Origin of the sequence: Streptomyces cyaneofuscatus, assembly GCF_033109485.1 — a bacterium.
GTDB classification, from domain to species: domain Bacteria; phylum Actinomycetota; class Actinomycetes; order Streptomycetales; family Streptomycetaceae; genus Streptomyces; species Streptomyces cyaneofuscatus.
In genome coordinates, this window is sequence record NZ_CP137002.1 from 5,357,051 (window position 1) to 5,380,929 (window position 23,879).

General features: G+C 71.4%; 24 protein-coding genes and 2 tRNA genes. 14 read left to right on the plus strand and 12 right to left on the minus strand.

Features of this window, described 5'->3' with window-relative positions:
• Positions 1 to 13 precede the first annotated feature (13 nt).
• The 4 genes from R2B67_RS23615 to R2B67_RS23630 all read right to left on the minus strand — a co-directional run bounded on the left by R2B67_RS23615 (position 14) and on the right by R2B67_RS23630 (position 3,384).
• On the minus strand, positions 14 to 691 hold the full coding sequence (locus R2B67_RS23615; protein WP_317820840.1) for a DAK2 domain-containing protein: 678 nt from the start codon (positions 689 to 691) through the stop codon (positions 14 to 16).
• 43 nt (positions 692 to 734) lie between these two features.
• Positions 735 to 1,727 carry a dihydroxyacetone kinase subunit DhaK gene (locus R2B67_RS23620; protein WP_317820842.1) on the minus strand — a complete coding sequence of 331 codons (993 nt, stop codon included), beginning with the start codon at positions 1,725 to 1,727 and terminating at the stop codon, positions 735 to 737.
• Positions 1,728 to 1,861: 134 nt separating this feature from the next.
• Entirely contained in the window at positions 1,862 to 2,938 is a 1,077-nt protein-coding gene (locus R2B67_RS23625; protein ID WP_317820844.1) for an adenylate/guanylate cyclase domain-containing protein, read from the minus strand.
• Entirely contained in the window at positions 2,935 to 3,384 is a 450-nt protein-coding gene (locus R2B67_RS23630) for a universal stress protein (RefSeq protein WP_161265826.1), read from the minus strand. The genes R2B67_RS23625 and R2B67_RS23630 overlap by 4 nt, the downstream gene beginning before the upstream one ends.
• Positions 3,385 to 3,577: 193 nt before the next feature.
• Between R2B67_RS23630 and R2B67_RS23635 the strand changes: the two genes are divergently transcribed.
• From R2B67_RS23635 to R2B67_RS23685, 11 genes are all read left to right on the plus strand, one after another.
• The gene (locus tag R2B67_RS23635; protein ID WP_317820848.1) at positions 3,578 to 4,702 is read left to right on the plus strand and encodes a TIGR03364 family FAD-dependent oxidoreductase; all 1,125 of its coding nucleotides are present in this window, start codon (positions 3,578 to 3,580) and stop codon (positions 4,700 to 4,702) included.
• Between the two features lie 5 nt (positions 4,703 to 4,707).
• Entirely contained in the window at positions 4,708 to 5,421 is a 714-nt protein-coding gene (locus R2B67_RS23640; RefSeq protein ID WP_317820850.1) for a phosphonatase-like hydrolase, read from the plus strand.
• Positions 5,418 to 6,515 (plus strand): ABC transporter ATP-binding protein, encoded by a 1,098-nt coding sequence (locus R2B67_RS23645; protein WP_317820851.1) that lies wholly within the window; start codon positions 5,418 to 5,420, stop codon positions 6,513 to 6,515. The genes R2B67_RS23640 and R2B67_RS23645 overlap by 4 nt, the downstream gene beginning before the upstream one ends.
• Positions 6,508 to 7,389 carry a 2-aminoethylphosphonate ABC transporter permease subunit gene (locus R2B67_RS23650; protein WP_317820853.1) on the plus strand — a complete coding sequence of 294 codons (882 nt, stop codon included), beginning with the start codon at positions 6,508 to 6,510 and terminating at the stop codon, positions 7,387 to 7,389. Before R2B67_RS23645 ends, R2B67_RS23650 begins: the two co-directional genes overlap by 8 nt.
• Complete coding sequence (locus R2B67_RS23655; RefSeq protein WP_317820854.1) at positions 7,376 to 8,173, plus strand: ABC transporter permease; 798 nt, start codon at positions 7,376 to 7,378, stop codon at positions 8,171 to 8,173. Before R2B67_RS23650 ends, R2B67_RS23655 begins: the two co-directional genes overlap by 14 nt.
• A 45-nt stretch (positions 8,174 to 8,218) precedes the next feature.
• A complete protein-coding gene (locus R2B67_RS23660) occupies positions 8,219 to 9,283 on the plus strand; it encodes a 2-aminoethylphosphonate ABC transporter substrate-binding protein (RefSeq protein ID WP_317820855.1) in 1,065 nt (354 codons plus the stop codon).
• Between the two features lie 163 nt (positions 9,284 to 9,446).
• The gene (locus R2B67_RS23665; protein ID WP_317820857.1) at positions 9,447 to 10,991 is read left to right on the plus strand and encodes an alkaline phosphatase family protein; all 1,545 of its coding nucleotides are present in this window, start codon (positions 9,447 to 9,449) and stop codon (positions 10,989 to 10,991) included.
• Positions 10,992 to 11,065: 74 nt separating this feature from the next.
• A complete protein-coding gene (locus tag R2B67_RS23670; protein WP_109977875.1) occupies positions 11,066 to 11,872 on the plus strand; it encodes an HAD-IIA family hydrolase in 807 nt (268 codons plus the stop codon).
• Between the two features lie 121 nt (positions 11,873 to 11,993).
• A complete protein-coding gene (locus tag R2B67_RS23675; RefSeq protein ID WP_317820860.1) occupies positions 11,994 to 12,560 on the plus strand; it encodes a hypothetical protein in 567 nt (188 codons plus the stop codon).
• Position 12,561: 1 nt separating this feature from the next.
• On the plus strand, positions 12,562 to 13,221 hold the full coding sequence (locus R2B67_RS23680) for a class F sortase (RefSeq protein ID WP_317820862.1): 660 nt from the start codon (positions 12,562 to 12,564) through the stop codon (positions 13,219 to 13,221).
• Positions 13,222 to 13,547: 326 nt separating this feature from the next.
• The gene (locus tag R2B67_RS23685) at positions 13,548 to 14,594 is read left to right on the plus strand and encodes a glycoside hydrolase family 6 protein (RefSeq protein WP_317820864.1); all 1,047 of its coding nucleotides are present in this window, start codon (positions 13,548 to 13,550) and stop codon (positions 14,592 to 14,594) included.
• A gap of 162 nt (positions 14,595 to 14,756) precedes the next feature.
• Here R2B67_RS23685 and R2B67_RS23690 read toward each other — a convergent pair.
• Positions 14,757 to 14,830, minus strand: a tRNA-Lys gene (locus R2B67_RS23690).
• Between the two features lie 212 nt (positions 14,831 to 15,042).
• Here R2B67_RS23690 and R2B67_RS23695 point away from each other — a divergent pair.
• The 3 genes from R2B67_RS23695 to R2B67_RS23705 all read left to right on the plus strand — a co-directional run bounded on the left by R2B67_RS23695 (position 15,043) and on the right by R2B67_RS23705 (position 19,185).
• Positions 15,043 to 16,335 (plus strand): peptidoglycan-binding protein, encoded by a 1,293-nt coding sequence (locus tag R2B67_RS23695; RefSeq protein WP_317820866.1) that lies wholly within the window; start codon positions 15,043 to 15,045, stop codon positions 16,333 to 16,335.
• Between the two features lie 1,283 nt (positions 16,336 to 17,618).
• Positions 17,619 to 18,359, plus strand: a complete 741-nt coding sequence (locus tag R2B67_RS36185) for an SPFH domain-containing protein (protein WP_455679979.1) — start codon at positions 17,619 to 17,621, stop codon at positions 18,357 to 18,359.
• 235 nt (positions 18,360 to 18,594) lie between these two features.
• On the plus strand, positions 18,595 to 19,185 hold the full coding sequence (locus R2B67_RS23705; RefSeq protein WP_317820868.1) for a lytic polysaccharide monooxygenase auxiliary activity family 9 protein: 591 nt from the start codon (positions 18,595 to 18,597) through the stop codon (positions 19,183 to 19,185).
• Positions 19,186 to 19,344: 159 nt separating this feature from the next.
• Here R2B67_RS23705 and R2B67_RS23710 read toward each other — a convergent pair.
• The 7 genes from R2B67_RS23710 to ehuB all read right to left on the minus strand — a co-directional run bounded on the left by R2B67_RS23710 (position 19,345) and on the right by ehuB (position 23,871).
• A tRNA-Lys gene (locus R2B67_RS23710) sits at positions 19,345 to 19,418 on the minus strand.
• 65 nt (positions 19,419 to 19,483) lie between these two features.
• Complete coding sequence (locus R2B67_RS23715) at positions 19,484 to 19,771, minus strand: hypothetical protein (RefSeq protein WP_317820870.1); 288 nt, start codon at positions 19,769 to 19,771, stop codon at positions 19,484 to 19,486.
• A gap of 44 nt (positions 19,772 to 19,815) precedes the next feature.
• Positions 19,816 to 20,574 (minus strand): IclR family transcriptional regulator, encoded by a 759-nt coding sequence (locus R2B67_RS23720; protein WP_317820871.1) that lies wholly within the window; start codon positions 20,572 to 20,574, stop codon positions 19,816 to 19,818.
• A 168-nt stretch (positions 20,575 to 20,742) separates the two neighbouring features.
• Entirely contained in the window at positions 20,743 to 21,588 is an 846-nt protein-coding gene (gene ehuA / locus R2B67_RS23725) for an ectoine/hydroxyectoine ABC transporter ATP-binding protein EhuA (RefSeq protein ID WP_317820872.1), read from the minus strand.
• Positions 21,578 to 22,222 carry an ectoine/hydroxyectoine ABC transporter permease subunit EhuD gene (gene ehuD, locus R2B67_RS23730; protein WP_317820874.1) on the minus strand — a complete coding sequence of 215 codons (645 nt, stop codon included), beginning with the start codon at positions 22,220 to 22,222 and terminating at the stop codon, positions 21,578 to 21,580. The genes ehuA and ehuD overlap by 11 nt, the downstream gene beginning before the upstream one ends.
• Complete coding sequence (gene ehuC / locus R2B67_RS23735; RefSeq protein ID WP_317820875.1) at positions 22,219 to 22,950, minus strand: ectoine/hydroxyectoine ABC transporter permease subunit EhuC; 732 nt, start codon at positions 22,948 to 22,950, stop codon at positions 22,219 to 22,221. The genes ehuD and ehuC overlap by 4 nt, the downstream gene beginning before the upstream one ends.
• 18 nt (positions 22,951 to 22,968) lie before the next feature.
• The gene (gene ehuB, locus R2B67_RS23740) at positions 22,969 to 23,871 is read right to left on the minus strand and encodes an ectoine/hydroxyectoine ABC transporter substrate-binding protein EhuB (protein WP_237326054.1); all 903 of its coding nucleotides are present in this window, start codon (positions 23,869 to 23,871) and stop codon (positions 22,969 to 22,971) included.
• Between the last annotated feature and the right edge of the window lie 8 nt (positions 23,872 to 23,879).

Consider the following 23,879-nt stretch of genomic DNA (forward strand, 5'->3'; position numbering starts at 1 on the left):
GGCGCGCGCTGACTCAGCCGGTGGCGCGTACGGCGTCCAGGCGTGCGCCGAGGTCAGGAGCCCCGGCCTGGGCGCAGGACAGCAGGAGGGCGACGCCCACGGCCCCCGGGTCGGGAATCCCCTCTGTGCGTCCACCGAGGTAACTGGAGCGCCCCATACGAGCCCGGAGCCTCGCGGTCGCGGCGACCCCGTCCCACGCGGACTCGGCCGCGATCGCGAGCGCGTCGGCCGCGGGGGTGTTCGGGGCGGTCGAGCGCAGCACATCGGTGGCGGGGGCCAAGGCGTCGACGAGCGTCTTGTCCCCTGGCCGGGCGTCTCCGACGCGTTGGATCGCGGCGAGGCCGCCGGCGAAGCCGTCGGCCAGCGCGGTGGTGGTGAGCCCGCCCTCGGCGATCGCCGAGGCCAACGACTGCAACAGGAGGCCGAAGAGGGGGCCGCTCGTACCGCCGACCTCGTCGAGAAAGGCCTCGGCCGTGGCCAGAAGCGGTGCGGAGGGATCGGAGCCCGGGTCCGGGAGCCGGTCCCAGCGGGCCCGGGCGGCGTCCACCCCGGCGGTGAGGTTGGTTCCGAAGTCTCCGTCGCCGACCTGCTGGTCCAGAGCAGTGAGCAGGGGCTCACCCCGGTGGGCCGCTTCCGCGAAACGCCGCATCCAGTCGGCGGTGAAGTGGGCGTTGCTGGCAGGCTCGGTCATGGGGATCCTCCCGGTGTCGGCTGCGGTGGAACGGGGCCGCTCTTCACCAGCGCAGGGCCGGGGTGTGGACCGGTGCGTCGTACAGGCTGAGGGTCTGAGGGTCGACGGCCATCAGGGTGATGGAGAACCCGTGCATGTCCAGGGAGGTGATGTAGTTGCCGACCAGGCTTCGGGCGAGTGGCATCCCGGCGCCCCGCAACTCGTGGACGAGCTGCCCGTGTGCCGCGTACAGCTCCAGCAGAGTGGTGGCGCCGAGGCCGTTGACCAGCGATATCACCGGGGTGTCGGCGGGCAGCGCACCGAGCAGTTCCGTCGTCATCCGTTCGACCAGGTCGGGCAGCGGCCGGCGGGGCGCGGTCGAACTGGCGCGTTCACCGTGAATGCCCACCCCGTACTCCAGCCGGCCCGCGTCCAAGGTGAAGGCGGGTTCCCCGGTGGCGGGAGACGTGTGTGCGGAGGTGGCGATGGCGAGTGAACGGCAACGTGCCACGAGTCGTTCGCCCAGACTCTGGAGTTCGGCGAGTCCCATGCCGGTGTCCGCCGCGGCGCCGAGGATCTTCTCCACCAGAACGGTGCCACCCGTTCCACGCCGCCCGGCGGCGATGTCCGCCGCGTCGGAGGCGAGGTCGTCGTCGATGAGGACGCGGGCGCACGGTATGCCCTGGTGGGCCAGGCGCTCGGCGGCGATGCCGAAATTGATGCGGTCGCCGGTGTAGTTCTTCACCAGGTGGAGAACCCCTCCCGGACGGGCGACCGCGAGAGACGCCTCGTACACCTGCCGATTGTGCGGAGAAGCGAACACCCTTCCGGGAACAGCGGCGTCGAGCATGCCCCGCCCGACATACCCGCAGTGCAGAGGCTCGTGACCTGATCCCCCGCCGGAGAGCAGGCCTACGGCGCGGGTCTCGGAGGTGTCGCGGGCCGTGAGGAAGCCGAACCCGGGGTGGGCCGAGACCAGTTCCCCGTGGACATCGGCGAAGGAGCGCAGCGCTTCGGCGGCGAGGTCACCGGTGGCGGTCTCGAAGTACGCGGACATCTCACTCCTCGGATATCCAGGCGCACCAGCGGACCGACGGGCCGCAGGGCGGACACGGTTTCACCAGGTTGCGATGGCGGCAGGTGCCGCGCAAGTCCGAAGAGATACCGCATGTGAGTTCGCATACCGATGTGTCAGTCCTTTCTCCCCCCGGTCGGCCGCAGCAGGACGGGACGCAGCCGCTTGTAGCCGCGTACGGATACGGGGCGCAGTCTTCTCAGGGTGTAGTCGGCCAGATGTGCCAGCTCCGCGGCCAGCTCGGTGTCCACGAGCGTCGTACCGGGACGGGCCAGAGCCGTGAGGCGGGCCGCTGTGTTGACCGTGCTTCCGTACACGTCACCGAACCGGTTGAGTACGGCACCGTGCGCCAGACCGGTACGTAGGCGGGGCAGTGCGGGGTCCGCCTCGGTGCGGGAGGCGATCTCCAGGGCGATACCGGCGGCGTCGTCGGCCGTATCGGCCACGAAGAGGACCTCGTCCCCGATAGTCTTTACGACCCGGCCCCGCCCCTCGGCGATCGCGCTCGTCGTCAGCTCCTCGAACCGGTCGATCATCCGGGCCAGCTCCGGACCGTCCAGTCCCCGGGTCATGCGCGTGTACCCCACCATGTCGGTGAATCCCACCGCCCGACGCAGTACGGGAAACTCGCCTGCGGGCTTCACCCGGGACGACCTGCTGTCCTCCCGGCCGCTGTCGGGCGAGGTCTTCTCCTGCGGGAGCGTCCGCGCGGCGTGCGCGGCCAGATGGCGGCGCCACACATGCCGCTGCAGCAGTTCCAGTTCCGGCAGCAGGGTCAGGGCCGACTCCTCGACCCGATCACCACCGTCGGCGGTGATCTGTGCCGCCAGCGTGTGCACCTGCCACTCGGCCAGCCGGGACAGGTGGTGGGCCAGGGCTCGGGCCATCATCGTCTCGCTCTCGCGGGTGATGACCCCTGCTCGGATGAGTCGCTCCCCGGCGCGCAACGCCTCCACATCGGCATCGGTGAACGCGGGATCCTCGTCGGCGACGGCCGGGAATCCCAGAGCGCGCCATATCCGCGCCGTGTGTTCGGTCCCGACGCCGGCCAGGCGGGCGACCTCGGACCGGGTCCACGTACGCGGTCCCAGCAGCAGCGATTCGACGAACTCGTTTCCCGCTCGTCCGTTGCTCCCCGGCTCTTCGGGCGAGGCCGGGTCGGTGGCCGCCCCGCCACCCGACGGCGTGCTCATGTGGTGTGCACGATGAGTACGTCCACGCCCGCCTTGCGTGCGACATCCGCAGGCACCGACCCCAGGAGGCGGCCGGCCAGGGACCGCAGGCCGCGGTTGCCCACCACCAGGAGGTCGGCCGAACACTCCCGGGCCACCCGCATGAGCACCGCGACGGGTTCACCCTCCTCCGCCCGCAACCGCACGCTTGCCGCTCCCTGGGCTTCGGCGCGCACGCGTGCGACCCGCAGGCTCTCCTCCGCGGGGGCGGAACCCACCACCTGGTAGGCCTCCTCGCCCAGCTCGTGCTGCGCCTTGGCCAACTCCGGCCCGGACAAGGGCTGATAGGCGCAGACGACCACCAGGTCGGCGCGAGTGCCCGCGGCCAAGCGCGCCGCACCCTCCACCGCTGTGAACGAGGACGGCGAGCCGTCCGTGCCGACGAGAACTGTCCGATAGAGGTGCACAGTCAACTCCCCACCCGTGAGGTTTACTTACTCCAAAGTAAGTAAGTGGGCGCGGTCTGTCGAGACGGCATCACGCCTGGGGTGCGTTTAGATAACGAAAAATAACGGGTCTAGTCCAAACTTGCGGGGTCGTTCACCATCCCGTTGTCGACCGGATGCGTCCGGGACACCCGACCCCAGGAGCGTGGCCGCCGTGAGAGTCATCGTCGTAGGAGCCGGCGTGGTGGGAACCATGCACGCCTGGCACGCAGTCAGCCGCGGCCACGAGGTCGTACAGATCGAGCGTGAGAGCGAGGCGCGCGGGGCATCGCTCCGCAATTTCGGACAGATCTGGGTCAGTGGCCGGGCCGGGGGCGAGGAGCTGGAAACCGCCCTGCGGGCACGGGAGTTGTGGGAGGGGATCGGGCGGCGGGTGCCGGGGCTCGGGTTCCGGGCCTGTGGCTCGCTCACCCCGCTGCGGACCGGGGCCGAGGCCGCCGTCGCCGAGGCGGCGCTCGCCAGGCCCGACGCGGCGGCGCGCGGCTACAAGCTGCTCACCGCCGAGGAGGCCCGCGCCCTCAACCCCGCCCTGCGCGGCACGTTCACCGCCGCCCTGTGGTGCGAGCGGGACGCGGCGGTCGAGCCGCGCACCGCCCAACTCGCCCTGAAGGCGGAGCTGCTGGCCTCCGGGCGGTACACCTTCCTCGGCGGCCGCGAGGTCCGCGACGTCATCGGCACCGCCTCCGTGCGCGACGACCACGGTGACGTCCACACCGGCGACGCCGTGATCCTGGCGACCGGCGCCTGGCTCGGCGGGCTCGTCCGCGAACTTGCCGGGCCCGAACTGCCCGTCCGCCGCGTCCGGCTCCAGATGATGCAGACCGACCCGCTCGGCGAACCCCTCACCACCTCGGTCGCCGACGCCGACAGCTTCCGCTACTACCCCGCCTACCGCAGCGAGGCGCTCGACGCCCTCAACGCCCACCAGCCCCAGGACCCGGTCGCCGCCGAACACCGCATGCAGCTCCTCATGGTGCAGCGCAGCGACGGCGGGCTGACCATCGGGGACACCCACGAGTACGAGCACCCCTTCGCCTTCGACACCGTCGAGGAGCCGTACGAGCACCTCACCCGGGTCGTCGAGGCCTTCCTCGGCCGGCCGCTGCCGCGCATCAGGCACCGCTGGGCGGGCGTCTACGCGCAGTGCACCGACACCTCACGCGTCGTCCACCGCCAGCAGGTGGGCGACGGGGTCTGGCTCATCACCGGGCCCGGCGGGCGCGGCATGACGTGCTCGCCCGCCATCGCCGAAACGACCGCAGACCAACTGGGCTGGTGAACCACATGACTTCAGCGACACCCACGACCGACAACCGCTTCGACCTCGTCGTCCTCGACATGGCCGGGACCACCGTCGCCGACGGCGGACTCGTCGAACAGGCCTTCTCTGCCGCCGCCGAACGCCTCGGTGTGCGGCCGGGATCGGCCGAGCACGAGCGCCAACTCGCCTACGTACGCGCCACCATGGGCGAGTCCAAGATCTCCGTCTTCCGGCACCTCTTCGGGGACGAGGAGAAGGCCCGGTACGCCAACACCGCCTTCGAGGAGGCGTACGGGGACCTCGTCGACGGCGGCCGCATCGCCCCGGTCCCCGGGGCGCGGGAGGCGATCGAGCGGCTCACCGGTGAGGGCCGCACCACCGTCCTGACCACCGGGTTCGCCCGCACCACCCAGGACGCCATCCTCGCCGCCCTCGGCTGGCAGGACCTCGTCCCCCTCACCCTCTGCCCCGCCGACGCGGGCGGCCGGGGGCGCCCCTACCCGGACATGGTGCTGGCCGCCTTCCTGCGCACGGGTGCGGTGGACGACGTGCGGCGGATCGTGGTGGCGGGGGACACCTCGTACGACATGCTCAGCGGCGTACGCTCCGGCGCCGGGCTCGTCGCGGGCGTCCTCACCGGCGCCCACGACGCCGGTCAGCTGGACCGGAACGGCGCCACCCACGTCCTCGGGTCGGTCGCCGAGCTGCCGGACCTCATCGCGCGGGCCGAGGCATGAACCCCCAAAACGTGGCCATCGCGCCCAGCGGCATCCGCTTCGACGGGGTCAGCGTCGCGTACGGGGAGAACACCGTCCTGGACCGGCTCGACCTCACCGTCGAACCCGGCGAGGTCATGGCCCTCCTCGGCCCCTCCGGCTCCGGCAAGACCACCGCCCTGCGCGCGGTCGCAGGGTTCGTCCGGCCCGCCTCCGGGCGCGTGTTCATCGGCGGGCGGGATGTGACCCAACTGCCGCCGCACCAGCGGGGGATCGGGATGGTGGTCCAGCAGTACGCCCTCTTCCCGCACCTCAAGGTCAAGGACAACGTGGCCTTCGGCCTGAAGGCCCACCGCACCCCCAAGGCCGAGATCGCCGGGCGGGTGACCGAGGCCCTCGAACTCGTCGGCATGGCCGCGTACGCCACCCGCCACCCCCGCGAACTCTCCGGCGGCCAGCAACAACGCGTCGCCATCGCCCGCGCGCTGGCCATCCGTCCCGGCGTACTCCTCCTCGACGAACCCCTCTCCGCACTCGACGCCCGGCTCCGCTCCGGCATGCTCGCCGAACTCGCCCGGCTGCACCGCGAGTTGCCCGACGTCTCCATCCTGTACGTCACCCACGACCAGGTCGAGGCGCTCACCCTGGCCGACCGGATCGCCGTCATGGACCGCGCCCGGCTCCAGGACTGCGGCACCCCCGAGGAGCTCTACCGCCGGCCCCGTACGGAGTTCACCGCCTCGTTCGTCGGTAACGCCAACCTCCTCCCGGTCACCGTCACCGGACCGGGGCGCGTGGAACTGGCGGGCGCCGCCCTCGACGTCCCCACCGAAACCGCCACCCCCGGGGCCGCCGCCACCCTCTGCGTCCGGCCGCACCTCGTCGGCCTCGGCCCCGGGCCCAACGCGCTCACCGGCACGGTCACCGAGGTCCAGTGGCGCGGCTCCACCCACCGCGTCCACGCCGACACCGCCGGCCACCGCCTCATGGCCGACCTCCGCGAACTGCGCGACCCCCCGGCCCTCGGCGACCCGGTCACCCTCCACTTCGCGGCGGAGGACGCGGTGCTGCTCCCGGCGGGCGCGGCACGTGAGCGGGAGGTGGCCGGTGGCTAGCGCCGCTGTGGCCGTCCGCCGGAAGTCCGCAGGCCTCACCAGGACACCCACCTGGGCCTGGGCCCTCCCGCCCGTCCTGATCCTCGCGCTCGGCTTCCTCTACCCCCTGGCCCTGGTCGTCCGGCAGTCCTTCACCCCCGAATCCCTGGGCGAAACGACCACCGGCGCCTCCCTCGCCCCCTACGCCGAGGTCTTCGCCTCCACCGCCTTCCGCGAGGCGCTCACCACCACCGTCTGGCTCGCGGTCGGCGCCACCGTCGGGTGCCTGGTCCTCGGCTTCGTCCTCGCCCTGGTCATCGCCTTCGTCCCGTTCCCCGGCGGCAAGGCGGTCGCCCGGTTCATCGACGTCTTTCTCTCCTTCCCGTCCTTCCTCATCACGCTCGCTCTCCTCTTCATCTACGGGTCGGTCGGCATGGCCAACGGGGCCTGGACGGGCGTCACGGGAGCGGCCGAGGGGCCCTTCCACTTCCTGACCACCCCATGGGGCGTCCTGCTGGCGGAGATCACGTACTTCACACCGTTCGTGATGCGCCCGCTCCTCGCCGCCTTCTCCCAACTCGACACCGCCCAGCTGGAGGTGGCCTCCTCACTCGGCGCCGGGCCGCTGCGGATCGTGCGGCAGGTGATCCTGCCCGAGGCGCTCCCCGCGCTCGCGGCGGGCGGCAGCCTGGTCCTGGTGCTCTGCCTCAACGAGTTCGGGATCGTCCTGTTCACCGGGGCGAAAGGGGTCACCACACTCCCGATGCTCGTCTACAGCAAGGCGATCCTGGAGTCGGACTACCCGGCCGCCTGTGTCGTCGCCGTCGTCAACATCGTTCTCTCCGTGGGCCTTTACAGCCTGTACCGGGTGGTGAGCCGTCGTGCTGGTGCATAGCCGTACGGGAAAGTGGGCCACCTGGTCCGCGTTCGCCGTCCTCTTCCTCCCCCTCTTCGCCGTCCCCCTCCTCGTCATCCTCGCCGCCTCTCTCTCCACCAACTGGTCCGGTGCCCTCCCCTCCGGCCCCACCGCCACCCGCTACGCCGCCGCGACCAGCGGCGACTCCCTCCAGGCGCTGACCACCAGCCTGGTGACCGCCCTCTGCGCCAGCGTGCTCGCCCTGGTCCTCGGCGGCTGGGCGGCGCTCGCCGCGAGCGCCCTCGGCCGGCGCGGAAAACGGTTCCTGGACGCGCTGTTCATGCTTCCGGTCGCCGTGCCGTCCGTGGTCGTCGGCCTCGCCGTCCTCGTCGCCTTCAGTCAGCCACCCGTCCTCCTCAACGGCACCCGCTGGATCGTGATCATCGCCCATACGGTCCTGGTCACCGCCTTCGCCTACCAGTCCGTCTCGGCCGCCGCCCGGCGCCTGGACCCGATGTACGAGCAGGCGGCGGCCAGCCTCGGGGCGAGCCCCGGCCGCGTCCTGTGGCGGGTCAGGCTGCCGCTCCTGCTGCCCTCGCTCACAGCGGCGGCCGGGCTCTGCTTCGCCCTGTCCATGGGGGAGTTGAGCGCCACGATGATGCTCTACCCGCCGGACTGGACCCCGCTCCCGGTGCAGATCTTCGCCGCCACCGACCGCGGCTCGCTCTTCACCGGCGCCGCACTCGCCGTGGTCCTGATGGGCACGACGCTGCTCGTCCTGACGGCCGTCTCCCGCATCCGGACCCGCGCGTCCTACCGCTGAACCCCGCACCCACCCCGTATCAACCGCTCCAGGAGAAGACATCCCATGCGCACCCATGCCCTCAACCGGCCCCTCGCCGTCCTCGGCGCCCTCTCCCTCGCCGCTCTCACCCTCACCGCCTGCGGCGGCACCTCCGCCGCCTCCGACGAGAAGGTCGTCACCGTCTACAGCGCCGACGGCCTCAAGGGCGAGATGGGCGACGGCTGGTACGACAAGGTCTTCAAGGAGTTCGAGAAGGAGACCGGCATCAAGGTGAAGTACGTGGAGGGCGGCTCCGGCGAGATGGTGCAGCGCACCGTCCGCGAGAAGTCCAACACCCAGGCCGACGTGCTCGTCACCCTCCCGCCCTTCATCCAGCAGGCCGACGCCAAGGGGCTGTTGGCGGCGTACGAGCCGAAGGGCGCCGACCAGGTCGACGCGGCGGACAAGGCGCCCGACGCCAAGTGGACCTCCGTCGTCAACAACTACTTCGGCTTCATCTACAACAAGCAGCGGCTCACCACCCCGCCCCGCACCTGGGAGGAGCTGCTGGACGCCTCGTACAAGGAGAAGGTCCAGTATTCGACCCCCGGCGTCGCGGGCGACGGCACCGCCGTCCTCATCAAGGCGATGCACGACTTCGGCGGCAAGGAGCCGGCGATGGAGTACCTCAAGCGGCTCCAGACCAACAACGTCGGCCCGTCCGCCTCCACCGGCAAGCTCGCGCCCAAGGTCGACAAGGGTGAACTCCTCGTCGCCAACGGGGATGTCCAGATGAACTACGCCCAGTCCAAGGACATGCCCAACCTCGCCATCTGGTTCCCGGCGAAGGGCGACGGGAAGCCCACCAGCTTCGCCCTCCCGTACGCGGCAGGGCTCCTCGCCAAGGCCCCGCACAGCGAGAACGGCAAGAAGCTGCTCGACTTCCTCCTCTCCGAGAAGGCCCAGCGCGATGTCAGCGCGGTCGGCGGCGGGTTCGCCGCCCGCAAGGACATCAAGGCCACCGACGCCAACGCCCGCGAGCTCAACGGGCTGTTGGAGGGCGTCGAGATCTTCGAGCCGGACTGGTCGGACATCGGCACCAACCTGGACACGTACATCGACGCCTGGAAGACGGCCACCGGAAGCTGACCGGCCACCTTTCGGCCACGGTCTCCTGCGAAGGTCTGTTCCCGCACAGCTCTGGGACCCGGCCCCATTGTCTCGTCAACATAACGGGTCTGGCCCAGAAGGCAGTTCACGAAGTCTCGCCCCGCCATCCACCCCGTGTCACCGTCCCCCTCCGGAGGATCACGTGTCCCGATCCGTCTCCCGACGCTCCGTGCTCGCCACCACCGCCGCAGCGGCCTCCGCCGCCGCGGTCGGCACCTTCGCCACCGCCACCACCGCCCACGCCGCCCCGCCCACGCTCCCGGACGGCACCAGCAAGGACAAGGTGCTCGTCGTCGGCATCGACGGGCTCCGCCACGACGTCATCGCCGCCGCGAGCGCCCCGCACCTCAAGGGGATGATGGCGAACGGCACGTACGGCACCTCCCTGCTGTACGCCAACCCGATGGCCGCCACCTCCTCCGGCCCCGGCTGGTCGACCATCTCCACCGGTGTCTGGCCCGACAAGCACGGCGTGAAGGACAACTCCTTCGCCGGCAAGAACTACACGCGCTACCCCGGCTTCCTCGCCCGCCTCGCCCAGGTCCGGCCCCAGCTCTCCACGTACGCCGCCGTCGACTGGAAGCCCCTGGACGCCCAGGGCACGGTCACCGCGGGCGCCGACGCCAAGCTCGTCCTGGACGGCGACCGCGACGGCTACACCGGCCACGACGCCACCATCGCCGCCGACACCGAGTCGATCCTGCGCCACCAGAACCCGGACGTCGTCTTCGCCTACCTCGGCCAGGTCGACATCGTCGGCCACAACCTCGGCGCGGCCCACGCCCAGTACCGCGCCGCGATCGACGTCATCGACGGCTACCTGGGCCGCCTCCTCGCCGCGATCAAGGCCCGTCCGACGTACGCCACCGAGCGGTGGACGGTCATCGTCGCCACCGACCACGGCCACACCGACGCCGGCGGCCACGGCGGCAGCACCATCGAGGAGCGCCGCACCTTCGTCCTCGCCCAGGGCCCCGGCATCGCCGCCGGCGCCACACCCCGCGACACCCGGCTCGTCGATGTCGCCGCCACCGTCTTCAAGCAGCTCGGCATCGCCCCCGACCCCGCCTGGGGCCTGGACGGCAAGCCGATCCAGGAGCGCTCCACCGACCCCTTCGAGGCCCTCTACCCGGCGCTCGCCGGACGCGTCGACGAGACGGGCATCCCGGCCGGCGTCCTCGGCTGGACCCACACCGCGCCGAGCGGCTGGTCGGTCATCAACTCCGCGATGGGCACCGGGGGCGTCGCCGAGTGGCGCGGCTGGTCCTTCGCCACCGACGAGTTCTGGAGCCGCTCCCAGCGCGACCAGTCCCGAGAGCTGAACGTCCGCTCGCGCGGGATCTTCGCGGTGGCCGACTCCGACGAGTGGGACGACAAGGCCTCCTCCGGCCCGTTCGACTCGACGCTGGTCACCCCGGCGTACGCGGTCGGCGGCAAGTCCACCGTGACGCTCGACTTCACCACCCTGTACCGGCAGGAGGGCAGCCAGAGCGCCCGCGTCCTCGCCTCCTGGAACGGTGGCACCCCGACCCTCGTCCGTTCCTACACCTCGGACGTGATCTCCCAGCCGCAGTCGCTCGGCCTGAGCGTCCCGGCCGGGGCGACCAGCGTGAGCTTCCGGTTCCACTACACCGGAGCCAACAACTGGTACTGGGTGATCGACGGGGTCAAGATCACAGCGAGCTAATTATGCTGGGGGTGCCGGGACGGCGTGGTCCGGGCACCCCCAGCACGCAGTACGTACGGCAGGAGTCCCCGCACATGGCAGACCGCAAGCCGATCACTTCCTGGCTCACCGACATGGACGGCGTCCTCATCCACGAGGGCATCCCGATTCCGGGCGCCGACGCCTTCATCAAGCGGCTGCGGGATTCCGGGCTCCCCTTCCTCGTCCTCACCAACAACTCCATCTACACCGCGCGCGACCTGCACGCCCGCCTCAGCCGCATGGGCCTGGACGTGCCCGTGGAGAACATCTGGACCTCCGCCCTCGCCACCGCCCAGTTCCTGGACGACCAGCGCCCCGGCGGCACGGCGTACGTCATCGGCGAGGCCGGGCTCACCACCGCGCTGCACGACATCGGGTACGTGCTGACCGACCACGCCCCGGACTACGTGGTGCTCGGCGAGACCCGTACGTACAGCTTCGAGGCGCTCACCAAGGCGATCCGGCTGATCAACGCGGGCGCCCGCTTCATCTGCACCAACCCGGACGAGACCGGGCCGTCCGCCGAGGGCCCGCTGCCCGCCACCGGTTCGGTCGCCGCCCTGATCACCAAGGCCACCGGCAAGGAGCCGTACTTCGCGGGCAAGCCCAACCCGCTGATGATGCGGACCGGGCTGAACGCCATCGGCGCCCACTCCGAGACCAGCGCCATGATCGGCGACCGGATGGACACCGACGTGCTGGCCGGTCTGGAGGCGGGCATGCAGACGTTCCTCGTCCTCACCGGCCTGACCGGCGTCTCGGACATCGACCGCTACCCGTTCCGGCCATCCCACGTCGTGGACTCCATCGCGGACCTGGTCGACCTCATCGACCTGCCGGACCAGGCGGACCGCCCGTAACCAGCGGCACCACCCCTGACCTGCACGGACCGTATCCGTAGCCCCTCGCGCGTCGCTCGAATGGAGGACTACGGATGCGGGCCCCGGGCCCAGGCGTGAACCTTCCCCTAGGAGGTTCACGATGCGTTCCACGCCCATCACGTTCTGTGCCGCAGCGGCGGCCGCGCTCATAGCCCTGCCGGGGTCCGCCGCCCAGGCATCCCCGGCCGCCCGGGCCGGTGACGACGACCGGAGAACCGGTACCGTCTCGGTCACCCCGTCCACGATCGCCCCGGGCGGTCAGGTCGAACTCTGGGTCGACATCTGCGGCAAGGGCCGCCAGGCCAAGGGCAACTCCGACGCCTTCGCCTCGGTCGCCCACTTCCGCCCCGCCGACGACAAGGGCCTCTACGCCGAGGCCACCATCCGCTCCGACGCCGAACCCCGCTCCTACGACGTCTGGGTCACCTGCGAGGACGGCAAGGGCAAGGCGACCGGCACCCTCACCGTCATCCACCACTCCCGCCCCTCGCCCGTGGCCCCCGTCAAGGCGGGCGGCGGAGGCACCGCCGTCCTCGCCGAGCGGGGAGCCGAGTCCGAGGGCCCCGGCACGCGGCACGCGGTGATCGGCCTCGTCCTCGCCGCCGTCGCCTCCGTGGCCTTCGCCCTGCGCACCTCGCGCCGCCGCCGCGACCCGGCCGCGGACTGACATGTCCGCCCCGGACCGCCCGGCAGGCACCGGGCGACTGCTGACCGGTGTGGCCTGGGCCGTGCTGCTGCTCGGCCTCTGGCTCTGGGGGCGCGACGCGTCCGGCGGGATGTCCGCCCCGACCACGGGGGACGTCGCCGCGGTCGGCCGCCCGCTCGGGGCCCCGCTGCCCCCGGCGCACGAACCGGTCGAGGGCGCCGCCCCGCGCAGTGTGGAGATCCCCTCCGTCGGGATCGACGCCCCGGTCGTCCGGCGCGGCCTCGACCAGGACGGGGCCATCGACCCACCGCCGTACGACCTGCCGCAGACGGCCGGCTGGTACGGCAAGGGCACCGAGCCCGGCGCCGAGGGGGCGGCCCTGCTCGTCGGCCATGTCGACACCGAGACCAAGCCCGCCGTCTTCTACGGGCTCAGCGCGGTCCGGCCCGGCGAGAAGGTGAAAGTGACCCGGGAGGACGGCAGCGTCGCCGAGTTCACCGTCGACGACGTCCAGGTCGTCACCCGCGAACGCTTCGACGCCGAGAAGGCGTACGGGCCCCGCGTGGACGGCCGGGCGGAGCTGCGGCTGATCACCTGCGGCGGGAAGTACGACCAGAAGTCCCGCTCGTACACGGCGAACGTCGTGGTCTCGGCCTACCTCACGGGGGTGCGGGGCGCGTAGACGGGCAGGCGGGCATGCGTGTGAAGGACATCCGGCCCGGCCGGCCCGCCCCGCGAGGGGCGTCCCGGCCGGGCCGGCCTCGACCGTGTGCACCGGGCCGCGGGAGTTGCCCGGCGCGGTACGGGAGGACCGTGCGGTACGGGGTCGATCTCTGCCGCCACTGTAGGGGGACGGGTACCCCGCAGGAGCCGGTTTCGAACAGGATGTCCGGAACCCGGTGCCTCTGAGGGACGGCCCCGGCCCCTGTGCCAGGATGACCGGGACCGGCAGCACAGAAGCGCGACCCGTGACAGCGGTGCAGGCGAAGCGCACCCAAGGGGGAGTGGATGTACGGCAGTTACACGGGCTGCACCGGCTACACCGGCCTCAGGTCGGCCGGTACGGCGGCGGTGCTCTGCGCCGCCCTCCTCCTGGCCGGCTGCTCCGGCGACAGCGGCGGCGATGGTGACGGGGGCACGGACGGCGGCCCCGCGGTCATCGGCCAGCAGCCCGAGGCGAAGGACCCGTACTGGGTGAACCCGGACGGCACGGCCGCGCGGCAGGTCGCCACGTACGAGAAGGACGGCGACCAGGAGAAGGCCGACCTGATCCGGAAGATCGCCGAGCAGCCGGCCGGCGAGTGGGTCGGCCCGGACGACCCGGAGGGCGAGGCGCGGCGGGTCACCGAGGCGGCCACGAAGGCGGACCGGTACGCGCTGCTGGTCCTCTACAACATCCCGTACCGCGACTGCGGCCAGTTCTCCAGGGGCGGCGCCGCCGACGGCAACGCCTACCGGGCCTGGGTGGACGGCGTCGCCCAGGGCATCGGGGACCGTCGGGCCACCGTGATCCTGGAGCCGGACGCCCTCCTCCACCTGGTCGACGGCTGCACGCCCCAGGAGCACCACGACGAGCGGTACGCCCTGATCGAGTCCGCCGTCGAGCGGCTGAAGCGGCAGCCCGCCACCCAGGTCTACGTGGACGCGGGCAACGCGGGCTGGCAGTCGCCCGAGGCCCTGCAAGAGCCGCTGCGGCGGGCGGGCATCGAGAAGGCCGACGGCTTCTCGCTCAATGTCTCCAACTTCCGGACGACGGCCGTCAGTACGGAGTTCGGCAGGAAGCTGTCGGCGAAGGTCGGGGACAAGCCCTTCGTCATCGACACCAGCCGCAACGGCAACGGCCCCTACGAGGGCGGCGACCCGGCCGAGACCTGGTGCAACCCGCCCGGCCGCGCGCTGGGCGAGCCCCCCACCACGGCGACCGGCGACGACCTGGTCGACGCGTACCTGTGGATCAAGCGCCCCGGCGAGTCCGACGGCGACTGCAAGGGCGGCCCGAAGGCGGGCGCGTGGTGGCCGGAGTACGCGCTCGGCCTGGCCCGCGCCACGAAGTAGGCGGCCTTCCGCCGTCACGTAACGTGCGCCCCCTTGCCGCCGGTCAGTGACGCTCCGCACTTCAACTGTCGCTGTGCGTTGAAGATGAACCGGTGTCGGTGGTCCTGGGGCGGGGAATGATCAAGGCCCCCTCACGCTCGGTGAGGGGGCCTTGATGGTGCGTGCGCCGTCAGGGACTCGAACCCCGGACCCGCTGATTAAGAGTCAGCTGCTCTAACCAACTGAGCTAACGGCGCCTGCTGACCTGGAGAACTCTACCCGACTCCGGCGGGTGCTCCGGACCATTTACCCGCCGCCACGCCCTGTCAGATGGTCGTTTTTTCTCATTGGTCCGTCAAAATGCCTTATGTCGGGAGAGTTAAGACACTGACGCCCGTCGCGTTGCGCCCAAAGATCTTGACGAGTGACCAGTGACGAGTGACGAGTGATGAGTGCGGAGGGGAATCGCATGACTGTGCCGGTCTTCGAGGAGTACGAGCCCGCCATCGACTGCACCTGTGCGGGGTGCGCCCAGCAGCGGCGGGCCGCCGCGCGCGCGGTCCCGGTGCGGTACGGGGGCCACCCCGCCGCCCACGGCGCACGCCGCGCCCTGGTCCTGGCCACCGCCGCCGGGGTGGTCCTCTCCTGCGGGGCCGCCGGAGCCGCGGCCGCCGCCGGCCGGACCGCCGGAGCTCCCCGGGCCGACCAGGACCCCGAGCCACTGCCGGACACCCCGCAGGGCGAGAAGGGCCCGCTGAAGGGGTCCGGCGCCTCCGGGCCGCCGTCGGACAGCGCGGTGCTGCGCAAGACCACCCGGGCCGAGATCATCAACCGGGCCAAGCAGTGGGTCGACGCGAAGGTCCCGTACAGCATGGAGAAGTACTGGTCCGACGGGTACCGCCAGGACTGCTCCGGCTATGTGTCGATGGCCTGGAACCTCGGCACCAACGAATGGACCGGCAGCCTCGCGAGCTACGGGACCCGGATCGCCCGCGCCGACCTCCAGCCCGGCGACATGCTCCTCTTCCACAACCCCGCCGACCCCTCCAAGGGCTCCCACGTCACCATCTTCGGCGGCTGGACCGACTACACGCGCACCCACTACATCGCCTACGAGCAGGCACGCCCGAAGACGCGGAAGCAGTCGACGCCCATGGCGTACTGGAGCAACTCCGACCGGTACGTCGCCTACCGCTACAAGGGCGTCAGCGGCGGCTCACCCGGCTCGGGCTCCGACACGGCCTTCCCCGGCGCCGGCCAGTTCGGCCCCGGCGCGAACAACGCCCACGTCACCCGGCTCGGCGAGATGCTGATCGCACGCGGCGCCAAGCGGCTCTACGCGGTCGGACCCGGGCCCGTGTGGGGCGAGGCCGACCGGCGCGCCACGCAGGCGTTCCAGCAGGCCCAGGGGTGGAAGGGCGCGGAGGCGGACGGCCTCCCCGGCCCGGATACCTGGCGCCTGCTGGCGACGGGCACCGGCCGCGACATCCCGGCCGCCGCAACGGGAGGCAGCCCGAACACCTCGGTGGCCTTCCCCGGGCGCGGCTATTTCCAGCCGGGTCGGTCCAACGGCCATGTCGACCGGCTCGGCCGGCAGTTGGTGAAGAAGGGATACGGCAAGCACTACGTGTCGGGCCCCGACCCCCGCTGGACCGAGGCGGACCGCCGCAACGTCGAGGCGTTCCAGCGGGCCCAGGGCTGGCGCGGCGGCGCGGCGGACGGATACCCGGGGCCGGAGACCTGGCGCCGGCTCTTCGCCTGACGGCCCTGACGGACTTGATCGACCTGACGGACGACGGATGACGGAAAGGAACCGGGAACCGGTGAGCCCAGACCAGAACCCCCACCCCCTGACGGACCACGACGGCCGCACCTCCGGCGGCGAGACCCCGATGCCCCTGGTGGACGACGTGGCCCTGCACCGACCGGCCCTCCCCACCCCACCGCCCCTGTTCCGCCCGAAGGAGGAGGCGCAGTCGGTGGGGGAGAACCCGCTGGTGGGGGAGGGCCCGCTGCCGGTGGAGGACCCGCTGCCGGGGGAGGCGAGCCCGGAGGTTCCGGATGACCTCGCGGCCCCGGCCCAGGACTCAGACCCGGCCCCGGCCCCGGCCCGGCACTCCGCCTTGGACCCGGACCCGGACTCGGCCCCGGCGCCGGACCCGGCCTCCGCTCCCACCCCGGCCTCCGCCCCGAGGCCCCCTCTCAAGCCGATCCGCCTGGTCCATCCCGGCCGCAGCCTCCACCTGGACCAGTTCAAGCCCGCCCCGGCACCCTCCCAGCCCGCCCGGCCGGAGAGCCCGGAGAACCTGGCGCACCCCAAGCCCGCCTCGGCGCCCTTCCAGCCCGCCCGGCCGGAGAGCCCGGAGAACCTCGCTCGCCCCGAGCCCGACCTGCCGCCCTTCCAGCCCGTCCGGCGTTTGAGGACGGAACCCTCGGCGGAGTGGACCCCGCTCCCCGCTTACGGCGAAGAGGCAGGGCCCCGCCCGGCCCCCGACGCGCAGACGGACAAGGACAAGGAGAAGGAGACACCCCCCGGCCTCGGCGTCAACGGCGCCACCGGCACAGACACCGCCACCGACCTAGACCTCGTCCTCGACCTGGCCAACGGCCCCCGCGCCACCTCCGCCACCGTCTCCGTATCCGTCCCCGCCCCCCACCCCCCGCCCCACCCCCGCCGCCACTCCGTGATCGCCGGGGAGTCCACCGCCTCCATCCCCGTCCACCTCCTCTTCCGCGACGACCCGGAGCAGCCCGAACCCGCCGCCCTCCCCACGACGGTGGCCCGCCCCACCACAGGCCCCGGAACCCCCGCCGACCGCACCCCCCCCCCCCCCCCCCCCCCCCCGCGTCGAGCCCCCCACCCGCCCCGCCCCCCTCGCCGACCCGCGCCTCGTCGAGCGGCCCGGTCCCGCCCTCCCCGGGTACGCCGCCCTGCTCACCGGGGCCGCCGGACTCCTCGGCGTACTGGCTCTCCTGTGGTGGCGCGGCGCCCTCCCCGCCGCCGCGCAGAGTGCCGTCGGCCTCGCCCCCCGCCCGTACGAGGGCATGGGTGCCGGCGTCTGGGCCGGCCTCGCGCTCCTGGTCACCGTGGTCGTCCTCGCACTCGGCGGCCTCGGCCGCGGCCGCGTCGGGTACGCCTGGGTGCTCACGCTCTTCGGCGACTACCGGGGGAGCGTCCGCCGGACCGGCCTGGTCTGGGTCTCGCCCCTGCTGCTGCGCCGCCGCGTCGACGTACGCCTGCGGCACTGGCGCAGCGAACCGCTCCCCGCCGTCGACGCCAACGGCACCGCGCTGCGCGTCGTCGTCCTGGTGGTCTGGCGGATCAAGGACACCGTGCGCGCCGCCCTCGGGATCGAGGACCACGAGGCGTACCTGAGCGCGCAGGTCGAGTCCGCCATGGCCCGGGTCCTCTCGCAGCTGCCCGCCGACGCGTTCCACGAGGACGCCCCCACGCTCCGTAACGCGGAGGCCGTCGGCGACGCCCTGACCCGGATGCTGAAGGCGGACTGCGAGCCGGTCGGCGTGGAGGTGTACTCGGCGCAGCCGACCGGGATCGAGTACGCCCCCGAGGTCGCGGCGGCTATGCAGCGGCGGCGGATCGCCGCCATCGACGCCAAGCACCGGGACAGCGTGCTGACTTCGGTGGTGGACGCGGTGGACGACACCGTCAACCGGCTCACCACGCGCGGCATCGTCGATCTCGACGACTACGAACGTAAAGCGCTGGTCAAGGACTTGACGGTTGCCTTCTACACCGGCCGGACCGGCGGAGGCGACAGCGCCTGACGGACGATCAGTGCCGCTTCAACGGCCGCAGGGGCCCGGAGACTTCACTCCGGGCCCCTTTCGCCGCTCCGGAAGTCGCTCCGGAATCCGATGCCGATTGGTCTGGACATGTTCACGCGGCGTCAATAATCTAAGACTTGGTCTAGACCGCAGTACCCACCCACCACGCACCAAGCGCGCAGCATGTCGAGCAATGCTCATGGAACCTCCCCCACGTTCTAGAGGAGCGACAGCAATGCGGAAAAAGGCAAGCGCGGCCGTGATCGGCCTGGCGATAGCGGGCGTCTCTGTGCTCGCGACCACCAGCGCCAGCAGCCACGGCTACACGGACTCCCCCATCAGCCGCCAGAAACTCTGTGCCAACGGCACGGTCACCGGCTGCGGCAACATCCAGTGGGAGCCCCAGAGTGTCGAGGGGCCCAAGGGCTTCCCGGCCTCGGGTCCCGCCGACGGCAAGCTCTGCTCCGGCGGCAACGGGCAGTTCGCCCAGCTCGACGACCCGCGCGGCGGCAACTGGCCCGCCACCCAGGTCTCCGGCGGGCAGGGCTACAACTTCCGCTGGCAGTTCACCGCTCGTCACCGCACGAGCGACTTCCGCTACTACATCACCAAGAACGGCTGGGACTCCACCAAGCCGCTCACCCGGGCCTCGCTCGAATCGCAGCCCTTCATGACCGTGCCGTACGGGGGCCAGCAGCCGCCGGCCACCCTGACCCACCAGGGCACGATCCCCACCCAGAAGAGCGGCAAGCACGTCATCCTCGCCGTCTGGGACGTCGCGGACACCACCAACGCGTTCTACGCGTGCTCGGACATCAAGTTCTGATGTCCCGCGGGTAGCCCGTAGGGCGCCTGTGTATTTCCGCTGTGGCTCGACACGGCGGCCCTGAGCCGGGGCCGCCGTTGCGGTGGGCGGCTGCTGAACCGGGCCGGGAACAGCACTGTGGGCGGTCTCCGCGAGGGAGACCGCCCACAGGCATTGTCGTGCGCCGTCAGGGACTCGAACCCCGGACCCGCTGATTAAGAGTCAGCTGCTCTAACCAACTGAGCTAACGGCGCCTGCTGACTCGAAAATAATACCTGGTCCCGAGGGGTGCTGATGACACCCGCCTGCCGAGGCCGCGCTACCCGCTCCGGCGGGAGCTCACCACGTCCGGGATCAGCGGGCCGATCCAGGCGGCGAACGGCTCCCACAGCTCGTCCCCGGCGGCTCGGACGATCTCGTTGGGATCCTCGGCTCCATGGAGGCCGAGGCTCTCCCGCAGCCAGGCGCGGAACGCCGGGTTCTCCGGGCAGGGATCCCACCCGTCGTCCTCGCCGGACGGGAGCAGCTCGAAGCCGGAGGCGTAGAAGTCGTCGACGCCGCCGTCGAACTCCCTGAGCCGCTCCAGCAGCGGTATCGGTGGATGCATGGCGGTGACGCTACCGGTGGGACCCCGCTACGGGCCCCCGGCTCCTACAGCGCCAGCGACAGCAGCACCGGGGCCGCGCGCCGGTTCAGCGTGTCCGCCGCCTCGCGGAGCCGGTGGGCGTCCTCGATCGGCAGCGACAGGGCCAGGCATCCGGCGGTGGCCCCGGCCGTCAGCGGTACCGCCGCGCAGACGGTGCCCACCGCGTACTCCTGGAGATCCAGCACCGGGACCGTGGCGGGCTGGGCGTCCAGCTTGGAGAGGAGGACCTTCTCGCTGGTGATCGTCCGCGAGGTGAGCCGGGCGATCTTGTGCCGGGAGAGGTGGTCGCGGCGCGCCTCGTGGTCGAGCTGGCCCAGCAGGCACTTGCCGACCGCGCTCGCGTGCGCGGAGGAGCGGAAGTCCACCCACTCGTTGACCGCCGGGGTGAGCGGGCCGTCGGCGACCTGGGTGACGCTGATCTCGCCGTCCACGTACCGGCTGAGGTAGACGGCGGCGCCGACCGAGTCGCGCAGCTGGTCGAGCGCCTGCTGGAGCCGGCCCTCCAGGGCCTGGCGGCGGGCCGCCCCGGTGCCGAGGAGCAGCAGCGAGGCTCCTATGACGTACGCCCCGTCGCTGACCTGCTCGACGTACCCCTCGCGGCGCAGCGTCAGGAGGAGGGAGGCGAGGTGGCCGGGCGGCAGGCCCGTCTCGCGGGAGATCTGCGCGTCGGTCACACCGTCGCCGTGCTGCGAGACCGATTCGAGCACGCGCAGGGCGTACTGCACCGAGTGGAACGGTGCGGTCGGCTCGGGCTTCAACGCCACGGCGTCCCCCCAACAAGGTTGTGACCGCAAGCTTCGGCCCCACGATAGCCGCCGGGCCCCGCTTTCGGGGTGGCAGTTGACGAGTCAGTAGGGGCGCCCCACCCCTGTCAACTGGGACGCACCCGTCTGGCATATGCCAGCGTCATGGGCGATGGCTCAACACCGAGGTCACAGCACCGCGTTGAGGAACTCGCGCGTACGTTCGTGCGACGGATCGGAGAAGATTTTCTCCGGCGTTCCGGACTCCACGACCCGGCCCGCGTCGAACATCAGCACCTTCTCCGAGACGTCCCGGGCGAAGTTCATCTCGTGGGTCACACAGAGCATGGTGATGTCGGTGGTGCGGGCGATGTCGCCGAGCAGCTCCAGCACCCCCGCCACCAGCTCCGGGTCGAGCGCCGAGGTGACCTCGTCCAGCAGCAGGATCTCCGGCTCCATCGCCAGCGCCCGGGCGATGGCCACCCGCTGCTGCTGGCCGCCGGAGAGCTGGGAGGGGTGCGCGTCGACCTTGTCGGCGAGCCCCACCAGGTCCAGCAGCTCCCGGGCCCGGCTCTCCGCCTCCTCGCGCTCCTTGCCCAGGACGCTGATCGGGGCCTCGGTGATGTTCTGGAGCACCTTCATGTTGGGGAAGAGGTTGAACTGCTGGAAGACCATGCCGATCTTCTTCCGGGACTCCCGCAGCTGCTTCTCGCCCGCGGGCTTCAGTTCTCCGCCCGGGGCGCGGACGTGCGACAGCGGGGAGCCGTCGACCCAGATCACCCCGTCGCTGACCTTCTCCAGCGTCATCAGCAGCCGCAGGATCGTGGTCTTGCCCGAGCCGCTGGGCCCGATCAGGGTGACGTGCTCACCGCGGTCGACCGTGAAGTCGAGCTGGTCCAGGACCACATGGTCGCCGTAGCGCTTGACCACCTTGTCGAAGCGGACCAGCGGCTCGCCCGTGCTCCCGGTGGCCGGGACGGCGTCCTGGGGAGCCGGGGCCGCCGTCTTCTGCAGGGGGAGGGGTTCAGTGGCCAAGGCGCTTCTCCAGCTTTCTCATCAACAGCGACGTGGGGTAGCTCGCGACCAGGAAGATCAGGCCGGCGAGGGTGAAGACCTCGGTGTACGCGAAGTGGTCGGCGCCGTACTTCCGGGCCTCGAAGACCATCTCCTGCACCGTGATCACGGCGAGGAACGGGGTCTCCTTGAACATCGAGATCGCGTAGTTCCCGAGGGCGGGCAGCACGTTGCGTACCGCCTGCGGCAGGATCACGGCCTGCCAGGTGCGCCGGGGCGGCAGCGACAGCGCGCGGCAGGCCTCCCACTGGCCCTTCGGTACGCCGTCGATCCCGGCCCGGTAGACCTCGGAGGTGTACGCCGCGTAGTGGACGCCCAGCACCGTGATGCCGATGTACAGCGGCTCCACCGTGTTGAACAGGGCCGCCGCGCCGACCAGTTGGACCAGCAGCGGGGTGGAGCGGACGAACTCCGTGACGACCCGCACCGGCACTGTCACGAACCTGCTGGGCGCGCGTCCGGCCACCGCGACGGCCAGCCCCAGCACGGCCGCCACCAGGGTGCCGAGCACGGTGGCCAGCAGGGTGACTTTGAACCCCTCCAGGAGGAGCGGCAGGGACTCCCTGACGGCGTCCCAGTCGAAGCCGTCGTTCATCGGGTACCTCCCACGGCGGCGGTGGACGCGCTGCGGCTCTTGAACAGGCTGCTCGCGCCGGTGGCCAGGCCGAGCCGCCGCTTGGCGCTCCGCTCCAGCAGGTTCATCAGCATCGTCAGCGCGTAGGCCAGCACGAAGTAGACGGCCAGCAGGGTCAGATAGGCGGTGACGGTCTCACCGGTACGGTCGCGCAGCGTCTGCACCACCGTCATGAGGTCGGCCGCCGAGAGCAGCCACAGCAGCGGGGTGCACTTCAGCAGCTGGATCAGCAGATTGGTGAAGGAGGGGATCATCTGCACCCAGGCCTGCGGCAGGATCACCTTCCACAGCCGCCTGGACGGCGACAGGTTGAGGGCGATCGCCGCCTCGTACTGCGCGCGCGGCACGGAGTTGATCGCGCCGCGTACCACCTCGGCGCCGTACGCACCGTAGTTGAGGCCGAACGCGACCACCCCGCAGGCCACCGGCGCCAGTTCGTAGCCGGTCACCAGCGGCATCGCGTAGTAGAGCCAGAACAGCTGGATGTAGAGGGAGGTGCCCCGGAAGAACTCCACGACCACCCGGGAGACCCCGCGGGCCAGGAGCAGCCGGCTGTTCGCCATCAGGCCGAGCGCGAAGGCCAGCACCCCGGCCAGCAGGGCGCCCAGGACCGTGGCCTGGAGCGTCACCCACAGGCCCGAGCGGACCTGGGGGAACTCCTCGACGAGGAGGGAGAAGAAGTCACTCATGCGTGCGCGTCCGCCCCGTCAGCCCTTGCACAGATCCGCGGTCTTCAGGTCGGCGGGCGGGATCTCCGACTCCCCGAACCCGTACTCCTTCAGCAGCCCCACATAGCGGGAGCGGTCCGACACGATCTTCTTCAGTTCGCGGTTGAAGGAGTCCCGCAGGTCCTCGTTGCCCTTGCGGAACACCGCGCCGCCGGGCGAGAACTGCGCGTTGCCGTCGATCTGCGGCACGAACGCCTCGGTGACCTCGGTCTCCGGGTTGGTCTTCGCCAGCCAGCGCAGCGAGATGCCGGTGAGCAGGAACGCGTCGACCCGGCCGCCCTTGACGGCGTCGGCCCCGTCCTGCGGCTTCTGCAGCGTCTTGATCTTGCCCTCGGCTATGCCCGCGCCCTTGGCGTAACTCCCTTCCACCGCACCCGACATGACGCCGATGGTGATCCCGGCCTCCTTGGCGGACTCCAGGTCGGTGACCTTCTTCGGGTTGCCCTTCTTCACCATCAGCGCGGTCGGCGAGATGAACTCCGGCTCGGAGAAGATCGCGTTGCCGCAGCGCTCCGGGGTGATGGCCATACCCGCGCTGACCACGTCGTACTTCCCCGCCTGGAGCCCCGGGATCAGCCCGTCCCACTCGGAGAGCGTCGGCTTCAGCTCCTTGACGCCCAGCGCCTGGAAGATCTCCCGGTGCAGGGTCGGCGCCTCACCCTTGAGCTCCTTGCCCTCCATGTACCCGTACGGCGCCTCGTTGGCGTACGCGACCCGTACGAAGCCCTGCTCGCGGAGCTTTTCGAGGGCTCCCGCTCCGGTGGCGGCACCCGAGTCGGTCTTGCTGCAGGCGGTCAGGAGGCCGGGAACGACCAGGAGGCCACCCACGGCCGCCGATCGATTGAGGAAGCCCCGGCGGGAAAGGTGAGGAAAGTCAGCCATGGTTCGCG

Coding starts and splice junctions, on each gene's coding strand:
- R2B67_RS36185 (WP_455679979.1), top strand. CDS start 17,619: ATGGGTGCCGGCGTCTGGGCCGGCCTCGCGCTCCTGGTCACCGTGGTC.
- R2B67_RS23705 (WP_317820868.1), top strand. CDS start 18,595: ATGCGGAAAAAGGCAAGCGCGGCCGTGATCGGCCTGGCGATAGCGGGC.
- R2B67_RS23640 (WP_317820850.1), top strand. CDS start 4,708: ATGACTTCAGCGACACCCACGACCGACAACCGCTTCGACCTCGTCGTC.
- R2B67_RS23680 (WP_317820862.1), top strand. CDS start 12,562: ATGTCCGCCCCGGACCGCCCGGCAGGCACCGGGCGACTGCTGACCGGT.
- R2B67_RS23645 (WP_317820851.1), top strand. CDS start 5,418: ATGAACCCCCAAAACGTGGCCATCGCGCCCAGCGGCATCCGCTTCGAC.
- R2B67_RS23685 (WP_317820864.1), top strand. CDS start 13,548: ATGTACGGCAGTTACACGGGCTGCACCGGCTACACCGGCCTCAGGTCG.
- R2B67_RS23620 (WP_317820842.1), bottom strand. CDS start 1,727: ATGTCCGCGTACTTCGAGACCGCCACCGGTGACCTCGCCGCCGAAGCG.
- R2B67_RS23660 (WP_317820855.1), top strand. CDS start 8,219: ATGCGCACCCATGCCCTCAACCGGCCCCTCGCCGTCCTCGGCGCCCTC.
- ehuB (WP_237326054.1), bottom strand. CDS start 23,871: ATGGCTGACTTTCCTCACCTTTCCCGCCGGGGCTTCCTCAATCGATCG.
- R2B67_RS23675 (WP_317820860.1), top strand. CDS start 11,994: ATGCGTTCCACGCCCATCACGTTCTGTGCCGCAGCGGCGGCCGCGCTC.
- R2B67_RS23695 (WP_317820866.1), top strand. CDS start 15,043: ATGACTGTGCCGGTCTTCGAGGAGTACGAGCCCGCCATCGACTGCACC.
- R2B67_RS23625 (WP_317820844.1), bottom strand. CDS start 2,938: ATGAGCACGCCGTCGGGTGGCGGGGCGGCCACCGACCCGGCCTCGCCC.
- ehuC (WP_317820875.1), bottom strand. CDS start 22,950: ATGAGTGACTTCTTCTCCCTCCTCGTCGAGGAGTTCCCCCAGGTCCGC.
- R2B67_RS23670 (WP_109977875.1), top strand. CDS start 11,066: ATGGCAGACCGCAAGCCGATCACTTCCTGGCTCACCGACATGGACGGC.
- ehuD (WP_317820874.1), bottom strand. CDS start 22,222: ATGAACGACGGCTTCGACTGGGACGCCGTCAGGGAGTCCCTGCCGCTC.
- R2B67_RS23715 (WP_317820870.1), bottom strand. CDS start 19,771: ATGCATCCACCGATACCGCTGCTGGAGCGGCTCAGGGAGTTCGACGGC.
- R2B67_RS23615 (WP_317820840.1), bottom strand. CDS start 691: ATGACCGAGCCTGCCAGCAACGCCCACTTCACCGCCGACTGGATGCGG.